Raw genomic sequence first — 20,206 nt, 5'->3', positions numbered from 1 at the left:
AATACAAAGTACGCAGCGCATACCACTCAAACCTAAAGGAAGCCAGGTGGCCTTCAGGCTACCTGCAGTGGTTATTCAGGAGAACTCATGAGTGCTACAGATGAACCCGGCGTTGCCGGCACGGTATCTCAGATACTCAGACCCATACGTGGGCAACTGATAGTCGCGGCGGTATTGGCCGCCATCGGTACCATGCTGACGCTGGTGCCCCTGGCCGGTATCGCCCATATCGCACAGCTTGCAATGGCCCAAGATGAGGTGGCGACAGCCTGGAGCCAGATGCAGGATCAAGTCTGGCGGGTTGTCATCATCAGTCTGGCCTGCCTGTTTCTCGGGATGACCTTGATTTCGCTGGGCGAAATGGCTGCGCACCTGGCCGACAACCGCATCACCGGCCATTTGCGTCGGGCGATTACCCGCCGTCTGGCCAAGGTGCCATTGGGATGGTTTACCAGTCGGGCTTCCGGCGAGGTCAAGCAAGCGATGCAAGACGACATTGGCACGTTGCACAGCCTGACCGCGCACTTCTTTACCACCTTGGGTCGTACCATCGGCGCAATTCTTGTTTCGGTTCTCTACCTATTCGTCATGGACTGGCGCATGGCGATTGTTTCGCTGTTGCCGTTCCCGCTGTTCTTCCTGTTTTTCTCCAGGGCCACCAAGGCCAGTGGGGCGAACATGCAGTCATTTGGCGCCGGAATGGCACGCATCAATAATGCAGTGGTTGAGTTCGTCAATGGCATTCCTGTAGTCAAGGCTTTCGGGGTCGAGGGCAAGGCCCATGGCAGCTACCGCAAGGCGGTTGATGGCTTCGCTGAGGCCTTTACCGACTTCACCCGCCCGCTGGTCAGCGCGATGGCCAACGCTCACGCGATGATTGCCCCGGTGGCGGTGCTCGGCGTAGTGCTGACGTTTGGCACGCTTTGGGTGAGCCTGGGCTGGATCACACCGGTAGACGTGTTGCCCTTTGCCTTGGTGGCGCCGGGAATCTGTGCGCCGCTGTTGCTGCTGAGCTACGTTACTCATGACTTGAACAATGCTACGGGCGCAGCGCAGCGCGTTCATACGCTGTTGCAAACGCCCGTGCTGGAAACCTTGGCAGCTGCCGCGCCAGCGTTGCCGGAAAATGCCGAAATACGTGTCGAGCAGCTCGGCTACAGCTACGACGGCCAGACCCCGGTGCTCAAGGACATCAACTTCACCCTCAAGCCGGGCACAGTGACCGCGATTGTCGGTGCTTCGGGCTCCGGCAAGTCGACCCTGGCCCGCCTGTTGTTGCGCTTCTTCGACCCGAGTGAAGGGCGCATCACCTTGGGCGGCGTCGACCTCAGGCACATCGAGAGCACGCAGTTGTACCGGCGCATCGGTTTTGTGTTGCAGGAGGTACGCCTTATCCATGCCAGCCTGCGCGACAACATCGCCTTGGGCCGCCCCTCGGCCAGTCAGCAGGAAATCGAAGACGCAGCCCGCACTGCCAATATCCATGAGCGCATCTGCGCCTTGCCGCGAGGTTACGACTCGGTGATCGGGGAGGATGTACAGCTTTCCGGCGGCGAGTTGCAGCGCGTGAGTATTGCCCGCGCCATATTGTTGGACCCACCACTGCTGGTGCTCGACGAAGCCACGGCGGCGGCCGATGCCGAGAACGAGGTGAAGCTTCAACAAGCACTGTCGCGCTTCGCCCGGGGCCGAACCTTGATGGTGATCGCGCACCGCCTCGATACGGTGATGCATGCTGACCAAATCATCCTGATCGACAACGGCACGATCTGCGAGCAGGGACGCCACCACGAACTGCTCGCCCGCAACGGCCGCTACGCTCGAATGTGGGCGCTGGGCGGCTACGAACAGGCCAAGGAACAGGCGGTATCGTCATGCTGAAAACCTTTAATCAACTGCTGGGCGAAGATGCCCGCGTATTGCGCCGCTACCTTTGGATGACGCTCGTCTACGGCCTGCTCTGCGGGCTGACGATTGTCACTCTGGTACCGGTGCTCACTCGTCTGCTGAACGGTGATGTGCGCTCAGCAGGGCAATGGCTGACTGCGCTCGTGATCGGGGTGCTGGTTTGCTGGGCCTTGCGACGGACGGTGGAGAAGGCGGGTATCCGCGTCGGTATCGCTGTTCTGCAGCGTGGTCGTCATCGGCTCGGCGACCATGTGGCGCGTTTGCCGGTCGGTTGGTTCAGCGCACAAAATACCGCACGACTGAGCCATTTGGCCTCCCAGGGCATGATGGAATTGGCTCAGCTTCCGGCCCACGTTTTCACGCCGTTGATCACAGGGGTGGTCACACCGGTTGTAATCGTTGCCGCGTTGTTCAACTTACATTGGCAAATGGGGTTGATCGCGCTACTGGCTTTACCCCTCTTGTTGGGTATCTTTGCACTGACAGCTCATCTGGGGCAGCGCGCCGACCAACGCTTTCAGCACAGCGCCGCGCAGACCAGCCAGCGCATGGTCGAGTTTGCCCAGGCACAATCGGTGCTCCGCGCCTTTAATGGCGAGGACGGCGGCACCCAGTTTCTCGAGCAGGCCATCGGGCGCCAGCAGCAGTCTGCAAAGCGGCTGATCCACGTCTCGGCGATGTCGGTGGTGTTCAATGCCTGGGCGGTGCAGGCCGGCTTCGCCGTCTTGCTGGTGGCTGCCACGCTATGGCTGGGTGATCAGTTGAGCGCAAGCCTGGCACCGTCTTCGGTCATAGCCGTGATCGTGTCGTTGCTGTTGGTCAGCCGCTTTATCGACCCGCTTCTGGAGGTCGCAGGTTATAGCGAAGTGCTACGTGGCGCGCGCGGTCAGCTTGATGCCGTGCGCGAAATCTTCGAGGTCGACCCTTTGCCGGAGCCGCAGGCCCCGCAAGCGCCGGTCGATGGATCGGTCGTATTGGAAAACGTGAGCTTTTGCTATGCCGAGGATCAGGCCGATGTGTTGCGCGATGTCAGCCTGCGTATCGAGCCCGGCAGCATGACGGCGCTGGTCGGTGCTTCTGGCTCGGGCAAGACCACCCTGGTGCGGCTGATTGCGCGCTTTTTCGATGTGACGCAAGGCCGCGTGATGGTGGGCGGTGTAGATGTTCGGCAGATGTCCAGTGGGCAGCTGGCCGGTCAGATCAGCCAGATCTTTCAGGATGCTTACCTGTTCCAGGGCAGCATCGCCGACAACATTCGCATCGGTAAACCCGATGCCACTGATGCCCAAGTGATGCAAGCAGCAACACAGGCTGGCGTCCTGGAGATCATCGAACGCTTGCCCCAAGGCCTGGACACGCCAGTAGGCGAGGGCGGTGCACGCCTGTCCGGGGGAGAGCGACAGCGAATCTCCATCGCCCGTGCGCTGATCAAAGAGGCGCCGATTTTGTTGGTCGATGAGGCCACCGCCGCTCTCGACGCCGAGAACCAAGCGGCGATCGCGCAAGCGTTGGCGCGTTTACGCGGCACGCGCACGCTGATTGTCATCGCGCACCAGCTGTCGACAGTGGTCATGGCCGACCAGATTCTAGTGCTCGACCACGGCCAGATCAGCGAGCAGGGCTCCCATGCGCAGTTGAATGCCAAGCCAGGGCTCTACGCGCACTTTCTCGCCCAACGCCAAGCCGCGAAAGGCTGGCGGATTGCTGGAGAATCAGACGGTGAGGGCGGTTCTTGAGCCGTGCAATCTTACTCTGCGTGTTTGCCGTGCTTTGTTGCCTTTCGTTGATGGTGGGGGTCAAAGAGGTTTCCTGGACGGCACTGTTCACGTTATCCGATGACGCTTGGCTGACACTGACTGCCAGCCGCCTTCCTCGCCTGGCCGCCCTGATTCTCACGGGGGTGGGGCTGGCCGTGTGCGGCGTGATTCTGCAGCAGATCGTGCGCAACCGCTTCGTCGAACCGGCAACTTCCGGCGGGCTGGATGCAGCAAAGCTGGGCATTCTGATTTCATTGACGGTGGCCCCCGCTGCCGGTGCGGCCGGCCGTATGCTGTTTGCCTTGGCGTTTTGCTTTGCGGCGAGCCTGCTTTATGTCGCGATCATCCGCCGCATCAAGTTCAAGAACACCGTGATGGTTCCGGTCATCGGCCTGATGTACGGCAGCGTATTGAGCGCCATCGCCGAGTTCTACGCCTATCGTCACAATATCTTGCAGAGCATGCAGGGCTGGATGCTCGGAGACTTCTCGAAGATCGTCCAGGGCAATTACGAGATCATCTACCTGATCTTGCCGATAGTCGTGCTCACCTATCTGTTCGCGCACCGCTTTACTGTACTCGGCATGGGCGAGGGCATGGCCGGCAGCTTGGGCCTGAACTACACGGCAAATGCGGCGTTGGGGCTGATGCTGGTGGCGGTCACCGTTTCCGCCACGGTCATTACCGTAGGGGCCATTCCCTTTGTCGGGCTGGTTATTCCCAACCTGGTGGCGTTGCACTACGGCGAGAACCTGGAGCGAACATTGCCCATCGTCGCGTTGTGCGGCGCGTCGCTGTTGCTGGCGTGCGACATTCTCGGCCGCTTGTTGATCTATCCCTTCGAAGTGCCCATCGGTCTCACCGCGGGAAGCGTAGGCGGTGTGTTGTTCCTGGTGTTGCTGATCAGGAAATACGCATGAGGCGTGTGGCTACCCGCTATGGTCTATGGGCACTGGTGCTGGTCCTGGCGATAGCGTTCCTGTTCTTGGGCTCAGGCTTTGACTTCGAGTACGTCATTCCCAAGCGAATGACCCGTTTGGCCGCGATGGTTATTGCCGGAGTATGCGTTGCTTATTCTTCGGTGATTTTCCAGACCCTTGCCGGCAACCGAATACTGACGCCGGCGATCATGGGGTATGAGGCAATCTACCTGTTGTTCCAGGCCTTGCTGATCCTGGTGCTGGGTACCCAGAGCCTGGTGCTGTTAGGGCGTAACGGTAACGTATTGTTGTCGATCCTATTGATGCTCGCTTATTCAGGGCTCATTCACCGTTGGCTGTTCCATGACGGACGCAACAACGTGTACCTGCTGCTCCTGCTTGGGCTGGTACTGAGCATGGTGATGGGCACCTTTACCCAGTTTATCCAACTGAAGATCAGCCCTGGTGAGTTCTCGATCTTCCAGGGTTTCAACTACGCCTCCTTTAACAAGGCGCAACCCACGCAAGTGATCTATTCGGGGCTGCTGGTGGCGGCGGCGTGCTTTATCGCGCAAAGAAGCCTGCCGGTGCTCGATGTGTTGTCGCTGGGGCGTGACCAGGCGATTTCCCTGGGTGTCGATTTTCAACGCAGCGTGCGCCTGCAACTTGCGCTGATCGCGATTCTGGTGGCTGTCTCAACCAGTCTCGTCGGGCCGACGGCCTTCATGGGCGTGTTTGTGGCAAACATCACCTATCCGCTTGCCCGCACCGCCCGGCACCGGATTACATTGCCCATGAGTTGCGCCATTGCCATTGGCATTTTCATCGTCGCCCAGTACATGGTCGAGCAGATGTTCAACTACAACACCTCCGTCAGCATTCTCATCAACCTGGTGTGCGGCGGGTATTTCCTCGCGCTGATGATTCGAACCCGAGGCGCTTCATGATTTCCCTTCGTCACGTCTATAAGACCTACGGCACCAAGCACGTCCTGAGTGACGTCAGCGTTCAGTTCCCGCCAGGGCAGGTGACTTCGCTGATTGGGCCCAACGGGGCAGGCAAGACTACCTTGCTGATGTTGATCGCACGTCTGCTGGCGCCGACCCGCGGCGAACTGCTGATTGGCGGGCGTAGCATTGCGGATGTGCCCATCCGCGAATATGCCAGGCGCGTCGCCACCTTACGCCAGACACCCGATTTCAACCTGCGGCTGACCGTTGAAGAATTGGTGGCTTTCGGGCGTTTCCCTTATAGCCGAGGGGCGCTCACCGTCCAGGATCGCCAGGTCATTGACGAAGCCATCGAGTTTCTGTCGTTGCAACCATTACGCCTTTCTTACATCGACGAGCTGAGCGGCGGGCAGCGGCAAATGGCGTTCCTGGCAATGACCATTGCCCAGCAAACCGATTACCTGCTGTTGGACGAGCCGCTCAATAACCTGGACATGAAGCATGCCGTACAAATCATGCGTGCGCTGCGCCGCTTATGTGACGAACAAGGTCGCACCGTGATCCTGGTGGTGCATGACATCAACTTCGCGGCCAACTACTCCGATCATATCGTGGCCATGAAAAACGGCGCGGTGCACTTGCGTGGCCCGGTAGCGGAGGTTGTCACCGAGGCGCACCTGCGCGATCTCTTTGATTTGGATTTCGAGATTCTGCAGAGCGAGCAGGGGTTCGTCTGCAACTACTTCAACCCATCATTATCAAGGGAGCAGATATGAGTATTGGTAAGGCAAAAACAATCCGTGGGGCACTGCTGGCGGTCGCGGTGGCGGCCGGCCTGCAGGGCTGTGACAAACCCTCGGCACAGGCGTCCGCGCCAGTCGCTGCGCATACGCACTACGAGCCGATCAAGATCGAGCATCCACTGGGTAGCACGATGATCACCCAGCTCCCCCAACGTGTGGTGGCGTTCGATATGAGTGAACTCGATACACTCGACCAGCTGGACGCGCCGGTGGTGGGTATCGCCAAGGACTATGTCGCGAGTTTCCTTATCCAGTACCGTGACAATCCGAACATCATGGACGTGGGGTCGACCATCCAACCCAACCTTGAGCGGTTGCATGCCCTCAAGCCCGACCTGATCCTGATCTCGCCGCTCCAGGCGCAAAGTTACCCAGAACTGAGCCAGATCGCACCGACGCTCTATGACGATGTGGACCTGACCAACCAACACGGCAATCTCTTCGCCACCGCCAAGGATCACCTCATGACCCTGGGGCGCATTCTAGGCAAAGAAGCGTTGGCTCGTCAGAAGGTTGCGCAAATGGACGCCAAGGTTGAACAGACTCGGCGCGTCACCGATGGGCGCCCGGAGAAAGCGCTGATCGTTTTGCATAACAACGGCGCATTCACCTCCTATGGCGTGAAGTCACGCTACGGTTTCATCTTCGACACCCTGGGCGTAAAACCCGCCAGCACCGACATCGAGGCTGGCTTACATGGCCAGCCCATCTCCAATGAATTCATCCAGCAGGCCGATCCCGACATTCTCTACGTGATCGACCGTACCGCAGTGATGGAACGGCGGCCGGCGCTGGACATGAAGAGCCTGGATAACCCGCTGCTGCGCAAAACCAAGGCCTGGACCAACGGACGTGTGATCTTTGTCGACGCCCAGACCTGGTACCTGTGTACCGTCAGTGCAACGTGTCTGGGTCGCATGGCCGACGAGGTGGTTCAAGGCTACAAGGGCTGACCCGCTGCGCTTGGGGTCGCAAGGGCGGGTGCCGTGCAGGCACTCGCCTTTATTTTCAAAAAAACACAAATGCTAATGATTGTTATTGAGGGTTTTACCTTCTGGTTCGGAAAGCCTAGTGAGCACATACACATTCTCCGAATCAAAAGGAATTCAGCATGTCGGAACGCTGTCGCCAACATCGCGCTACCCCTGATTCACCGCAGGCTGCGCAACGCTTTACTTTGAGTCATATGTTCACGGCTGTGCAGATGGCGCTGGTACTGGGGCTGACGGCGGCGCCCACCGCCGCGAGCGCTGCCCCGCAAGCAGGCACAAGCAGCGCCAGCCTGGAGTTGTCGGAAACGGTGGTGGAGGGCGTCATGGACCCCGCTACAGGTCTGCCGCCGGCTTATGCTGGCGGGCAGGTTGCCTCCGGCAGCCGCGTTGGGCTGTTGGGCAACAAGGATTTCATGGAGACGCCTTTCAATACCATCAGCTATACCGATGAATACATACAGAACCGTCAGGCGCAGGATATCGGCTCGGTGATCGGTGCGACCGACCCCTCGGTGTACGTGCCCACCAAACGCAGCAACTTTGAAACCTTTTTCATCCGCGGCTTCTACAGCAACGCCGATGACATCACCTTTAACGGCCTGGTCGGCATGGCGCCGAATATGCGCGGCTCTACCGAATTGGCGGAGCGCATCGAAGTGCTCAAGGGCCCTTCGGCGCTGCTCAACGGCATGCCGCCAAGCGGCAGTGTAGGTGGCAGCATCAATCTGGTACCCAAGCGCGCCGGCGACGAACCGTTGGCACGCTTGACCACCACTTATGAGTCCCGGGGCCTAGGGGGTGTGCACGCGGACCTGGGGCAACGTTTTGGTGATCAGAAGCAGTTTGGTGTGCGCTTCAACGGCGTTTACCGTGACGGCGATACCCCCGTGGATAATCAGCAACACAAAATGGCACTGTCTTCCCTCGGGCTGGATTGGCGTGGCGAGCGGGCTCGGATATCGCTCGATTTCTACAAACAGCGTGAACGCATTGATGGTCTCAACTACTTCGGGATCAACACAATTGCCCCCAACGTCACCCACTTGCCAAGCCCCAAGAAGGGCGATTATGCGTTGGCACCCAAGTGGGCCTACACCATCAACAACACCACTACCACGATGGTGCGGGGCGAATACGACCTGACGGATTCGCTTACTGCCTACGCGGCGTGGGGGCAGCGCGATGGTGGTTACAACGCGATGATCAACTCAAGCACCCTGGTGAACAATGTGGGTGGCATCAGCTCTTCGGCCATTCGTTCGATTCGCAGTGGCACCCAGCAATCGGGTGAGGTCGGGTTGAAGGGCAAATTCCAGACGGGCCCCGTGGATCATGCCTGGACCATCGCCGCGACCCGTTTTACCTCCGACAACAGTTTCAAGGACGCGAGAGCCGCCATCCCCGGCACCACAAATTACGACAACCTCGACTTTGGCAACGCGCCGACCTTCCCGGGCTATGGTGCAACCACCTCGCAAACCAGGGCCAACCTGGGCAGCTATGCGATTGCCGATACGCTGTCCTTCGCCGAAGGCCGTGTGCAATGGACCGTAGGCGCCCGTCGTCAGCGCGTGCAAAACACCACCGACGCTTTCGGCCCCAGGGCTTCGAAAACCAGCTATGACGAAAGCCGTGTCTCGCCCGCCACCGCACTTCTGGTCAAGGTGACGGATGAGGTGTCGCTCTATGCCAACTACATCGAGGGCCTCAGCCAAGGCGCGTCGGCCCCTGACTCGGCAGAGAACGCAGGTGCGGTCATGCAGCCGTACCAGACCAAGCAATACGAACTGGGGACCAAGGTAGACCTGGGCTCTTTCGCCCATACCGTCAGCCTGTTCCAGATTGAGAAGCCCAGTGCCTTTACCGATCCGCTCACCAATGTCTTCGGCGTCTACGGCGAGCAACAAAACCGTGGCGTGGAATGGTCGTTCTTTGGCGAGTTGCAACCAAGATTGCGCCTGATGGGCGGTGCGACCTATACCCAGGCAGAAATGACCAAGGTGGTCACCGGTGGTGTCAAAGACAAGCAAGTGACAGGCGTGCCCAAGGTGATTGCCAAGCTAGGCACGGAGTATGACCTCCTCGACGTCCCTGGGTTGACCCTGACCGGCAACATCAACCACACGGGCAAACAATACGCGACCAACGATCATCGGGTGTCGCTGGACTCGTACACCACCTACGATGTGGGGGCTCGCTATGCCTTCAAGGTCGAGACCAAGCCTGTGACCTTGCGCGCCACCGTGCAGAACGTCACCAATAAGGCGTACTGGCTTGGTTCGTGGAACGGCGGGGATGGCAGCGGCCTTTCTGGCGGCTTGGGCGCGCCGCGCACGGTATTGCTCTCGGGTACGGTAGATTTCTGAGGGTTTGCAAGTCCAAAAGCACTGGACCCTGGCGAGGAATGCCAAGCCAGCGTTCATACAGGCTGAGCGCTTCCTCGCTGGCAGAGTTCGGAAACACGAAAGTCTGCAAACATACGGAAACCGACGAAACGCCATAAACGAAAAAACCCGCCAAACGGCGGGTTTTCAAGGGTTCCACAAACAGTGCTGGCCGTCAGTGGAACAGGAGATGGTGCCCGAACCCGGAATCGAACCGGGACGCCCTTACGAGCGGGGGATTTTAAGTCCCATGCGTCTACCAGTTTCGCCATTCGGGCGGTAGCGCGGTGTAACAGGGTTGGGAATATATAGATCCAGCCGCTTCAGCGCAACCTCCAAGCCGGTTTTCCCGCATAAAGATGCGCAGGAAAAAGCGTGGCAGATCAGTGATCTACAGGGCCTTTGTGTCAAGTCCCGATGAACGCAAGCCACCCAGGAACAAGCCCCATAAATGACAGTCATAGCGATAGGCCATTTCGGCATTTTCGCAGGGAGTCGTTTGATGCTCAGTATCCGTAAGCAGGCTTGGATCATGGCCGCAGGTGTCGCGGGGTTGTTGGGCACTGGCGTATTCAGTCTGGCGCAGGCGGGGAGTGCGGTGCAGTGGGGGGAGTTCAGTGCGTCGTCTTCAGACAAGTTGACGGCCGGCTCGATGGATGTGGGCGGCGCCTATGTGTTGAAGCCCTCGGGTGTTTCCGTTGGTGATGTCGAGGCGCTGCAGGCTGGGCAAAAACAGAGTCAAAGCGAATTGCAAAGCTTGAAAAGCAAAGTGGAGGGCCAGGAGCGGGCGTTTGATGAGTTCAAGCGCAAGGACGGCTCGAGTGCCAGTAGCAGTGACAGCCAGCTGTCGAGTCTCAAGCGTACGGTGGATGAGCAGAAGAGCACGATAGAGCGGCAGAAAAGCGAAATCGACGGCCTCAAGCGAAGCCTGGATGATGTGAAGCGCAGTGTGGAAAACTTGAGCAGCAAGGTGAAGTGACAGCACTGATGCTGTGGGCAATATAGCGCAACTGTGGGAGCTGGCTTGCCTGCGATAGCGATGTGTCAGTCACAGGTATTGAACCCGTTACACCGCCATCGCAGGCAAGCCAGCTCTCACATTGATCGTGTCTGTATTTAGTCAATCAGTGCCAGCAAGTCGGTAATCCCCACATCCACACCCGCCTGGCTCAGCAGTGTCGTCACTTGGCCGCGGTGGTGGGTCTGGTGGTTGAAAAAGTGCACCAGCAGGCCGAAAAAGGGTTTCTCGGCGGCCACGCCGCGCATGTTGTGATAGCGCAGGTGTTGATCAAGGTGGGACTCGTGCAGGCTGTTGGCCCAATCGATGATCAGTTGATCCAGCCAGGCGCGATGGGCCGATAATTCAGCAAGGCTGGCGAAGGCCAATTGCTTGAGGTCACCGGGCGTAGCAATGCCGTTGAGTGGCGCCAAGGCCGCAAAGTGGGCCGGGTGTTCGGCAAAGCGTTTGAGCCAGACGGTGTCGCCCAGCATCAGGTGGTTCAAAGTGCCGAGGATCGAGCCGAAAAACGCCTGGCCGTCCAGGGTCAATTGTGCGTGCGTGAGGGTGCCGGCGGTGTCGTAGACCTTGCGGTTCATCCATTGGTTGTAAGTGGCCATCAACGCAATATGCTCGATGCGATTCACCGCTGTTCTCCCTTTTCGGCGTGATGGCGTCATCATAAAGCTTGCCCGCCCGACGGTCATGGTGTTCCATCAGGGGAGGACTATGTTTGATCAACGCCACTATTGCGCCCCGGAGGGCGACACCATGAATACCAGCGATCTACTGGAACAACTGTTGCGTGCAGGGCAGCAAGGCGGCGGAGCTGCGGGCGGCGGCCTGGGCGGGTTGCTTGGAGGGTTGTTGAAGGGCGCCGGCACCGGCAATGCGTCTGCGGCGGGCGGCGGTTTGGGTGGTTTATTAGGTGGCCTGGGTGGCTTGTTGGGCGGCGCGCCGGCGGGTGGGGCCACCCAAACGCGTAGCGGCGGTGGGATGAACTACGCGGCGCTGGCGTCCCTGGGCATGGCGGCGTTCCAGGCGTACCAAGCGTGGCAACGCCAACAGGCTTCGGCCCCGCAGCAAGCTATCCAGACCGTTGACCAGCTTGAAGGGCCTGAAGCCGAAGCCCATAGCCACGGCGTACTGCGTGCGTTGATCGCGGCGGCCAAGGCCGATGGCAAAATCGATGCGCAAGAGCAGCAAATGATTTCTGCCGAGATTGGCCGTCACACCGACGACCCTCAGTTGCAGCAGTGGCTCGACGCCGAAGTCGCCAAGCCCCTGGATGCCGCCGATTTTGCCGAGTATGCCAATGACCGGGCACTTGCTGCGGAGATTTACCTGGCGAGCGTGATGCTGGTCGATGATCAGCAGGACGCCGAGCGCAATTACCTTGACGACCTGGCTGGTCAGTTGCACATCGATCCGCAATTGCAGGTGCATCTGGAGCAGCAGGCCAACGCCTAGAACCTCAGCGTCGCCCCAGTGGTCAGCCACTGGGCGCGATCGCCAATCAGGCTGCGCCCGACCAGCAGGTCCACGTCGACACATTCGCCAATGTGCAAGCGCGGCCCAGCCTGCCAGGCCTGTTCGCCGCCTTCCTGGCCATAGCGCTCGCCAATCAGCGTGAGCTTCTCTGCCAACTGATATTCGAACCCCGTGCCCCAAGTCAGGCGATGCTGTTGATCACCGTCGTTGTAGGCGTGGCCCCAACCGGCGTTCAGGTTCAGCCGCAAGGGCGCCAGGGGTTGCCATGTCAATGGGACGTTCAGGTCTGCGCCATCAAACCCGTGATGGCGATCCAGCGCGACATGCGCCCCGACCGCAATCGCCAGTTCCAAGCCCAACTCTTGTCGTGACAGCACCTGTACCTTGGCTTGCGGGCTGATCTGCGTCTCGCCTTTGCCTGCATCCACGGCTCGTGACAACGCGGCGCCCCATTGCACGGCAGGCATAGCGCTGAACGTGCACGCGGGCGACAAGCTGCTGTTGTGGGTGCTGCCCGCGTGCCGATGGGCGCTGTACCAGGCGTCGACGTTGCATTCCCCCGGCGCGTTGATCGCACCGTCATCAACCACATAAGCGCCGCCTGCGGCTTGGGCTTTTGAAATCAACGCGACGACAAAGACCAGGCCCAGGGTCATGCCGATAAAGATCAAGTTGCGCTGCAATGCACGGCGCTTTGCTGGCGGCAGTAACAGCAGGGTGTGACGAGAGTGGCGTGCGCGATATTTGGTAAACCCGTCGCGGCGTGCCGGCGTGTATTTTTTGTGCATGATGCACCTCGCTTGAATTCAGCTTTCTACGGTCAGCACCGAAATGCCGCTGGCTTTGGCCTGGCAAACCAGCTCCGAGGTATCGTCACCACCCGGCAGGGCAATGATCAGGTCGGGGCGGCTGTCGGCCAGCATGAAGTGGTTGCGCTGGCGTTCCGCCTGTTTGCCATGGCGCTGCCAATTGGGTGGATAACGCACCACGTCGATACCGATTTCCCGCGCCCATTCCTCGATCTCACTGCCCAGGAACTGGTTGCCGCCGTGAATCAGTACCTGCACCGGGCGCAGGCGGTGGTAAGCGTCCAGCACATGGCGGGACTTTTTGGTGTCGGCGTAATGACGACCTGCACAGATCAACACGCGCATGAGCAAATCCTTGTATTGCACGCAGGCGACCAGGCAGCCGCCTGCGTTTGAACGGCGGGGAGGGTCAGTACCACTGTTTGAAGCGGCGGATGTAGATCGTCTTCATCAGTTGGGCGACGCAGCAGTAAGCCAGCAAGGTGCCCACCAGCCATGGGAAGTACGCCAGCGGCAGCGGTTGCAGGCCCACCAGGGTGCCCAGTGGCGAGAACGGTACGTAGATGCCCAGGGCGATCACGATGCAGGTCATCATCAACACCGGCCAGGCGGCCGTGCTCTGGAAGAACGGGATCTTGCGGGTGCGCAGCATATGCACCACCAGGGTTTGCGAAAGCAGCCCCTCGATAAACCAGCCGGACTGGAACAGGGTCTGCATTTCCACACTGTTGGCCGAGAACACGTACCACATCAGCGCAAAGGTGGTGATGTCAAAGATCGACGAGGTAGGGCCAATCCAGATCATGAAGCGGCCGATGTTTTTCGCATCCCACTTGCGTGGCTTGGCCAGGTATTCCTTGTCCATCTTGTCCCACGGCAGGGCCAGTTGGGAGATGTCATACATCAGGTTCTGCAGCAGCAGATGGATCGCCAGCATGGGCATGAACGGGATGAACGCACTGGCCACCAGCACCGAGAACACGTTGCCGAAGTTGGAGCTGGCGGTCATGTTCAGGTACTTCATGATATTGCCGAAGGTTTCGCGGCCCTTGAGCACGCCTTCTTCCAGCACCATCAGGCTCTTTTCCAGCAGGATGATGTCGGCCGATTCCTTGGCGATGTCGGTGCCGCTGTCCACCGAAATACCCACATCGGCATCCCGCAGCGCCGGTGCATCGTTGATACCGTCGCCGAGGAAGCCGACGGTGTGCCCGTTAGCTTGCAGGGCCTTGAGCACGCGGGATTTTTGCAGCGGCGTGAGCTTGGCGAACACCGTGCGTTCTTCCACGCGGCGCAGCAGGGTGGCGTCGTCCATGGCTTCGATTTCCACGCCCAGCAGCGGCTGGCCGGGTTCCAGGCCAACCTGGCGGCAGATCTTACTGGTGACCACGGCGTTGTCACCGGTCAACACCTTGATCGCCACACCAATCTGTTGCAGCGCCGCAATCGCCGGGCCTGCGGTTTCTTTCGGTGGGTCGAGGAAGGTCAGGAAGCCCTGGATCACCAGGTTGCGCTCGTCGCTGGTGGTGTACTGCTGGCGTGCCAATGCTTTGGGGATATTGCGGGTCGCCACTACGAGTACGCGGAAACCGTCTTCGTTGTAGTCATTGGCGAGCGCCAGCAGGGCGTCACGACGGCCGTCATCCAGAGGCAAGGCTTCGCCGGCCTCCATGACATGGGTAGAAATGCTCAGCATCTCTTCCACCGCGCCCTTGCACACCAGCAACTGGTCATCGGCGGCATCCTTGACCACGATCGACAGGCGACGACGGACAAAGTCGAACGGCAATTCATCGACCTTGCTGTAGGCAAACGGCACCTGGAACTTGGGGTTTTGTTCCGAGAACTGCACCACTGCCTGGTCCATCAGGTTTTTCATGCCGCTCTGATGAAAGCTGTTGAGCCAGGCCAGGGACAGCACGGCGTCATCGCGCTGGCCGAAGGCATTGACGTGATGTTCGAGGATGATCTTGTCCTGGGTAAGGGTGCCGGTCTTGTCGGTGCACAGCACGTCCATCGAACCGAAGTTCTGGATCGCATTGAGGCGCTTGACCACTACTTTGCGCTTGGCCATGGCCGTGGCGCCCTTGGCCAGGTTGGCGCTGACGATCATCGGCAGCATTTCCGGGGTAAGGCCGACGGCGACCGCCAGAGCAAACAGGAAGGCATCACCCCAATCGCCCTTGGAGAAGCCATTGAGGAGGAACACGATGGGCACCATCACCAGCATGAAGCGGATCAGCAGCCAACTGACACTGTTCACGCCCCGGTCGAAGGCGGTTTGCACCCGCGAGCCGACAATCGCCTTGGCCAGGGAGCCAAAGTAGGTGCGCGGCCCCGTTGCCACCACCACTGCTTTAGCGCGGCCGCTGACCACGTTGGTGCCCATGAAGCAGATGTTCGGCAAGTCCAGCAAGTTGCCCTGGTCGGCGGCCAGGGTAGAGGCGGATTTTTGCGTGACATCGCCCAGGGTGTCGTACTTCTCCACCGGCAGGGCTTCGCCGGTCAGCACGGCCTGGCTGATAAACAGGTCGCGGGACTCGATCAGGCGGATATCGGCGGGGATCATGTCGCCGGCGGACAATTGCACGATATCGCCGGCCACCAGGTCACGCATCGGCACTTCGCGCAAGGTGGGCTGAGCACCAACCTGCTCGCGGCGCAGTACGGTGGCGGTGGTGCGTACCATGGCCTTGAGGGCCTCGGCGGATTTGGCCGAACGGTGTTCCTGCCAGAAACGCAGCAGGCTGCTGAGCAACACCATGGTCATGATGATGACGACCTTGGTCGGGTCGGCTTCTTCGCCTTCCTGCATCGGCAGCCAGCAGTCAGTCACAAAGCTGATGCCACCCAGGGTCAGCAGCACGTAGATGAACGGGTTGTTCAGAGCCTGCAGGAACTGGACGATAGCGTGTGGCGGCTTGTCGTGGGCGACTTCGTTATAGCCTTCTCGTTGCAGACGCGCCGAAGCGTCCAGTTCGGTCAGGCCGTCCTGGGTGGCCCGTACATTGGCGAGGGTGGCCGCCAGGCCATTGTGGGCTTCACGGGCGGCACGCATCGACAGCTTGGTGTCGGCAGCGGTGCCATTTTTTTTGTTCAGAGGCGTGTTTTTTACGGCGCTCATTGTCTGTACTCCTGTCGCCAATTCTCGACAAAACATACCCGGTACTTACCTGAATACAGGCGAGCGAAAGCATGCCGAGCCGCAAACTTTGCGATCGGTTTAAATAAGGTGTTCACATAACTTCTGAAGGGCCCGCTAACAGCGCGTTAGTTAACGAGCGTGCAGCGGGCTACTACTGGATTTGTTCATAAAGAACTCCAGGGTCATCAATAAGAAAGTTGCTGTTTCCAGCTAGCTCAGGCGGCGCGAGTGCTCAGGTAAAGACCGAGCATCAGGCGCGCTTGCGCCAGGCGGGAAACCTTGGGTCTCTGCGGGTCTTGAGGGTCAGCATGATCCCAATGCTGCACCAGGTGGCCGCTTTCAGGGCAGATGCGCCAGTGCGCCAGCGGCGGTGCCGGGCGCACTTGAGGGGAGGGTGTGACAAAGGTCGAGCGGGTTGGCGAAAAGCCCGCCGGCGCTCGGCACAGCTTGGCGCGCAGGGCGGCGACCAGTGTGCGTGTATCAGGCAAAACAAGGAGTTGGAAGGTCATAACACACCTCGGGACCGGACGGGCGACCGGTGAGGCAGTTACGATGGAGCATCAAGCTCTAGCGCAGCTTACCGGACCTGGAACGCGAGTCCTGTCATATTCTGGGTTTGGCGCCCGATGCCCGCAGAGGCGGTGCTCGGACAGCGACTAGATACTGTGTCCATTGGCTTCTTTTGTGAGGTTTAAAAAAGGCCCCAGTTGCGGGCACGGGCAATCTACTCAGGGCGTCACAGAATGTCAACGCATGATTAATTAAATTAGCCCGTGTTCAGAGTTTGTTCAGACAAGAGGCATGCAAGTTATTGGCTGGATAACTTTATATACCGTGCGCGGCGAGTATCGCCAGATAAATCAATACTAAACCGCACGCCGCATAACTCACACGTTGCCAGCTAGGTGATGCGTTCTTGCGTAGCAGGTTCACCAAGGCGGCGGTAAGAAAACACGAGAGTACCGACGCCAGCATGAAGCCGGCAAAAAACATCAGGGTCTGCCCGTGACTGGGGGTGGTGCCGACAATCCCCGACAGTGCGCTGCCCAAGGCGCCCCAGTAGACGATGTTTTTCGGATTAGCCAAGGAAATCGCCGCGCCCACCGCCAACGCATTTTTGCCTGAGCTGGCAGGGGCGTTGTCGGTTGCGGGTAACTGCCAGGCATCAATCAGGCTGCGGATGCCCAGCCAGGCCAGGTAGAGCGCACAGACGATTGTAAGTGGAACCCGCACTGCATCATGCTGAATCAGCAGTGCGATACCGGTGAGGCCAATCACGGCCCAGACGGCGTCGCCCACCAGTGAGCCGAACTGCACCAGCAACGCCGGCGTGAAGCCATGGAGCAAGCCGCGGCGCAGAGTCTCTGCCAGCACGGCGCCGGGAGAAAGGCAAAATACAAAACCGAATACCAGCGCATAGACAAAGATCGACAGCATGCTCAGTTCCTTTCGAGAAAGTGCCAGAGCATACGTCAGTCCGAGAGAGGGATACCACGTCCTCTGTAGGAACGTCCGCGATGGCGGTATGTCAGCCACTCAATCTTCAACTGAGCCACCGCCATCGCAGGCAAGCCAGCTCCCACACTGGTCATGCATTGCCCACAGAATCAGTGCCCGGCGCAGAACCCCTGTGGGAGCGGGCTTGCTCGCGAAGGCGGTGTGTCAGCCACTGAATCTTTTACTGAACCAACGCTTTCGCAGGCAAGCCAGCTCCCACATTGGTTATGTACTGCCCACAGAATCAACGCCCGGCGCAGATCTCCTGTGGGAGCGGGCTTGCTCGCGAAGGCGGTGTGTCAGCCACTGAATCTTTTACTGAACCAACGCTTTCGCAGGCAAGCCAGCTCCCACATTGGTTATGTACTGCCCACAGAATCGACGCCCGGCGCAGATCCCCTGTGGGAGCGGGCTTGCCCGCGATGGCGGTGTGTCGGCCACTGAATCTTTTACTGAACCAACGCTTTCGCAGGCAAGCCAGCTCCCACATTGGTTATGTACTGCCCACAGAATCAACGCCCGGCGCAGATCTCCTGTGGGAGCGGGCTTGCTCGCGAAGGCGGTGTGTCAGCCACTGAATCTTTTACTGAACCAACGCTTTCGCAGGCAAGCCAGCTCCCACACTGGTCATGCATTGCCCACAGAGTCAGCGCCTGTCACAGGACCCTGTAGGAGTGAGCAAGCTCGCTCCTAAAAAGGCTGCGGTGTTGAGGCAATGCGGTCGACTGCAGCCTTCAATTCATCTGGCGATAAACTCGCAAAGGGGAGCGCAAAAAACGCTTCGCAGCGTGCGGCGATGATGTTGAGGGTGGCCTTGAATGCAGCGTCTACTTGCGCCTCATCACCCTGCATCTCGGAGGGGTCTTCCAAGCCCCAATGGGCCTTCACCGCCGGGCCAAAATACACCGGGCACGCTTCACCGGCTGCTTTATCGCACACGGTGATGACCACATCCGGCGGGCAGCCTTGAAAGGCGTCATTGCCCTTGCTGTACAAACCTTCGATGCTGATGCCCGCCGCCTGCAGCGTGCTCAGGCTACGGGGCAACACCTGGCCCTTGGGAAAACTGCGCGAGCTGACCGCCTCGAAACCCTCTGGCGCCAGGTGATTGAACATCGCTTCGGACAAGATGCTGCGGCAACTGTTGGCGGTACACATGAACAGGACTTTCATGGCGCGTTCCTTTAGAAACTCAAGCGCAAGGCGAGGGCGGCCAGGGTGATCAGCAGCACGGGCAAGGTCAGCACGATCCCGACCTTGAAGTAGTAACCCCAGGTGATAGTGATGCCTTTGCGCGCCAGGATATGCAGCCACAGCAAAGTGGCCAAACTGCCTATGGGGGTGATTTTCGGGCCCAGGTCGCTGCCAATCACGTTGGCGTAGATCATCGCGTCCTTGACCACGCCCACAGCATGGCTGGACTCGATGGACAATGCGCCAATCAGTACCGTCGGCAGGTTATTCATCGCCGATGAGAGCAGCGCCGTCAGCAACCCGGTGCCCATGGCCGCGCCCCACACACCATAGGTGGCGAAGGTGTCGAGCCAGGTGGCCAGATAGTCGGTCAGGCCGGCGTTACGCAGGCCGTACACCACCAGGTACATGCCCAAGGAAAAAATCACGATCTGCCAAGGCGCTTCCTTGAGGACTTTGCGCGTGGAAATCTTATGGCCCTTGGCGGCAATCACCAGCAGCAGCACGGCGCAGACGGCGGAAATCGCACTGATGGGAATACCCAGAGGCTCCAAGGCGAAACAGCCGATGAGCAGAATACCCAGTACCCACCAACCGGCGCGGAACGTCGCAGGGTCATGGATGGCACTGTTGGGGTCTTCCAGGTCAGCCGGGTCGTAGGTTTGAGGAATGTCCCGGCGAAAAAACCACAGCAGCACTGCCAGGGTCGCGGCCACGCTGACCAGGTTCACCGGCACCATCACGGCAGCATATTCGTTGAAGCCGATCTTGAAATAGTCCGCCGAAACGATATTCACCAGGTTCGACACCACCAATGGCAGGCTCGCCGTATCGGCGATAAACCCGGCGCCCATGACGAAGGCCAGGGTCGCCGCCGGGGAAAAACGCAAGGCCAACAGCATCGACATCACGATAGGCGTCAGGATCAACGCCGCACCGTCATTGGCAAACAGTGCCGATACCAGCGCACCCAGCAGCACCATATAAGCAAACAACCGCCGGCCGCGGCCACGGCCCCAGCGCGCCACATGCAGGGCCGTCCAGGCGAAGAAGCCGGCTTCGTCCAGCAACAGGCTGATGATGATCAGCGCGACAAAAGTACCGGTGGCGTTCCAGATGATGTGCCACACCACTGGGATGTCCGCCAGGCTGATCACCCCACAGGCCAGCGCCAGGATCGCGCCCAATGTGGCACTCCAGCCGACGCCCAGACCCTTGGGTTGCCAGATGACCAGCACGATGGTGACGAGGAAAATCGCAATTGCGACAAGCATGAATAAAAGCTCCGATGGCTCAGCAGCAGTTGCTGGCCCGTTGTGGTCTGTCGCCCATTGCGTTCAGACGCAGTGCGTCTATACG

At 59.5% G+C, this 20,206-nt stretch carries 17 protein-coding genes and 1 tRNA gene; 9 read left to right on the top strand and 9 right to left on the bottom strand.

The features are described 5' to 3' along the window. Nucleotides 1-87 precede the first annotated feature (87 nt). The 7 genes from AB9N64_RS04050 to AB9N64_RS04020 all read left to right on the top strand — a co-directional run bounded on the left by AB9N64_RS04050 (nucleotide 88) and on the right by AB9N64_RS04020 (nucleotide 9,696). Nucleotides 88-1,881 carry an ABC transporter ATP-binding protein gene (locus AB9N64_RS04050; protein WP_371359981.1) on the top strand — a complete coding sequence of 598 codons (1,794 nt, stop codon included), beginning with the start codon at nucleotides 88-90 and terminating at the stop codon, nucleotides 1,879-1,881. Continuing rightward, the gene (locus AB9N64_RS04045; RefSeq protein ID WP_019817094.1) at nucleotides 1,875-3,644 is read left to right on the top strand and encodes an ABC transporter ATP-binding protein; all 1,770 of its coding nucleotides are present in this window, start codon (nucleotides 1,875-1,877) and stop codon (nucleotides 3,642-3,644) included. Before AB9N64_RS04050 ends, AB9N64_RS04045 begins: the two co-directional genes overlap by 7 nt. Further along, nucleotides 3,641-4,585 (top strand): ABC transporter permease, encoded by a 945-nt coding sequence (locus AB9N64_RS04040; RefSeq protein ID WP_014718544.1) that lies wholly within the window; start codon nucleotides 3,641-3,643, stop codon nucleotides 4,583-4,585. The genes AB9N64_RS04045 and AB9N64_RS04040 overlap by 4 nt, the downstream gene beginning before the upstream one ends. Further along, nucleotides 4,582-5,532 (top strand): iron chelate uptake ABC transporter family permease subunit, encoded by a 951-nt coding sequence (locus AB9N64_RS04035; RefSeq protein WP_371359980.1) that lies wholly within the window; start codon nucleotides 4,582-4,584, stop codon nucleotides 5,530-5,532. Before AB9N64_RS04040 ends, AB9N64_RS04035 begins: the two co-directional genes overlap by 4 nt. Continuing rightward, a complete protein-coding gene (locus tag AB9N64_RS04030) occupies nucleotides 5,529-6,311 on the top strand; it encodes an ABC transporter ATP-binding protein (RefSeq protein WP_019817091.1) in 783 nt (260 codons plus the stop codon). The genes AB9N64_RS04035 and AB9N64_RS04030 overlap by 4 nt, the downstream gene beginning before the upstream one ends. Further along, nucleotides 6,308-7,291, top strand: coding sequence for a siderophore ABC transporter substrate-binding protein (locus AB9N64_RS04025; RefSeq protein ID WP_069868512.1), 984 nt, complete (start codon nucleotides 6,308-6,310; stop codon nucleotides 7,289-7,291). The genes AB9N64_RS04030 and AB9N64_RS04025 overlap by 4 nt, the downstream gene beginning before the upstream one ends. Nucleotides 7,292-7,449: 158 nt before the next feature. After that, nucleotides 7,450-9,696 (top strand): TonB-dependent siderophore receptor, encoded by a 2,247-nt coding sequence (locus AB9N64_RS04020; protein WP_014718540.1) that lies wholly within the window; start codon nucleotides 7,450-7,452, stop codon nucleotides 9,694-9,696. 209 nt (nucleotides 9,697-9,905) lie between these two features. Here the strand turns inward: AB9N64_RS04020 and AB9N64_RS04015 are convergent. Continuing rightward, nucleotides 9,906-9,992 (bottom strand) — tRNA-Leu (locus tag AB9N64_RS04015). Nucleotides 9,993-10,216: 224 nt separating this feature from the next. On the opposite strand from AB9N64_RS04015, the gene AB9N64_RS04010 reads away from it, so the two are divergent. Continuing rightward, nucleotides 10,217-10,693 carry a hypothetical protein gene (locus AB9N64_RS04010; protein ID WP_019817088.1) on the top strand — a complete coding sequence of 159 codons (477 nt, stop codon included), beginning with the start codon at nucleotides 10,217-10,219 and terminating at the stop codon, nucleotides 10,691-10,693. 137 nt (nucleotides 10,694-10,830) lie between these two features. On the opposite strand, the gene AB9N64_RS04005 is transcribed toward AB9N64_RS04010, so the two are convergent. Continuing rightward, nucleotides 10,831-11,358, bottom strand: a complete 528-nt coding sequence (locus AB9N64_RS04005) for a DinB family protein (RefSeq protein WP_371359979.1) — start codon at nucleotides 11,356-11,358, stop codon at nucleotides 10,831-10,833. A 124-nt stretch (nucleotides 11,359-11,482) separates the two neighbouring features. Here AB9N64_RS04005 and AB9N64_RS04000 point away from each other — a divergent pair, with 124 nt between their 5' ends. Next, entirely contained in the window at nucleotides 11,483-12,181 is a 699-nt protein-coding gene (locus tag AB9N64_RS04000) for a tellurite resistance TerB family protein (protein WP_032903063.1), read from the top strand. Here the strand turns inward: AB9N64_RS04000 and AB9N64_RS03995 are convergent. From AB9N64_RS03995 to AB9N64_RS03965, 7 genes are all read right to left on the bottom strand, one after another. Then, nucleotides 12,178-12,990 (bottom strand): hypothetical protein, encoded by an 813-nt coding sequence (locus AB9N64_RS03995; protein ID WP_166405581.1) that lies wholly within the window; start codon nucleotides 12,988-12,990, stop codon nucleotides 12,178-12,180. The two genes, AB9N64_RS04000 and AB9N64_RS03995, sit on opposite strands and share 4 nt — an antisense overlap. Nucleotides 12,991-13,008: 18 nt before the next feature. Next, a complete protein-coding gene (locus AB9N64_RS03990) occupies nucleotides 13,009-13,356 on the bottom strand; it encodes a DUF2493 domain-containing protein (RefSeq protein WP_003191350.1) in 348 nt (115 codons plus the stop codon). A gap of 64 nt (nucleotides 13,357-13,420) precedes the next feature. Further along, on the bottom strand, nucleotides 13,421-16,135 hold the full coding sequence (mgtA, locus tag AB9N64_RS03985) for a magnesium-translocating P-type ATPase (RefSeq protein ID WP_371359978.1): 2,715 nt from the start codon (nucleotides 16,133-16,135) through the stop codon (nucleotides 13,421-13,423). Between the two features lie 236 nt (nucleotides 16,136-16,371). After that, entirely contained in the window at nucleotides 16,372-16,665 is a 294-nt protein-coding gene (locus AB9N64_RS03980) for a hypothetical protein (RefSeq protein ID WP_014718533.1), read from the bottom strand. 316 nt (nucleotides 16,666-16,981) lie between these two features. Further along, nucleotides 16,982-17,593, bottom strand: a complete 612-nt coding sequence (locus tag AB9N64_RS03975) for a LysE family transporter (protein ID WP_014718532.1) — start codon at nucleotides 17,591-17,593, stop codon at nucleotides 16,982-16,984. A 750-nt stretch (nucleotides 17,594-18,343) separates the two neighbouring features. Then, the gene (locus tag AB9N64_RS03970) at nucleotides 18,344-18,826 is read right to left on the bottom strand and encodes an arsenate reductase ArsC (protein ID WP_371359976.1); all 483 of its coding nucleotides are present in this window, start codon (nucleotides 18,824-18,826) and stop codon (nucleotides 18,344-18,346) included. An 11-nt stretch (nucleotides 18,827-18,837) separates the two neighbouring features. Further along, a complete protein-coding gene (locus tag AB9N64_RS03965; protein WP_073452436.1) occupies nucleotides 18,838-20,121 on the bottom strand; it encodes an arsenic transporter in 1,284 nt (427 codons plus the stop codon). Nucleotides 20,122-20,206 lie beyond the last annotated feature (85 nt).

Source organism: Pseudomonas sp. KT_2_4 (genome assembly GCF_041410225.1).
Classification (GTDB): Bacteria; Pseudomonadota; Gammaproteobacteria; order Pseudomonadales; family Pseudomonadaceae; genus Aquipseudomonas; species Aquipseudomonas paracarnis.
Note: the sequence above shows the minus strand (reverse complement) of the source record. Positions and strands in the feature narration are given on the sequence as shown.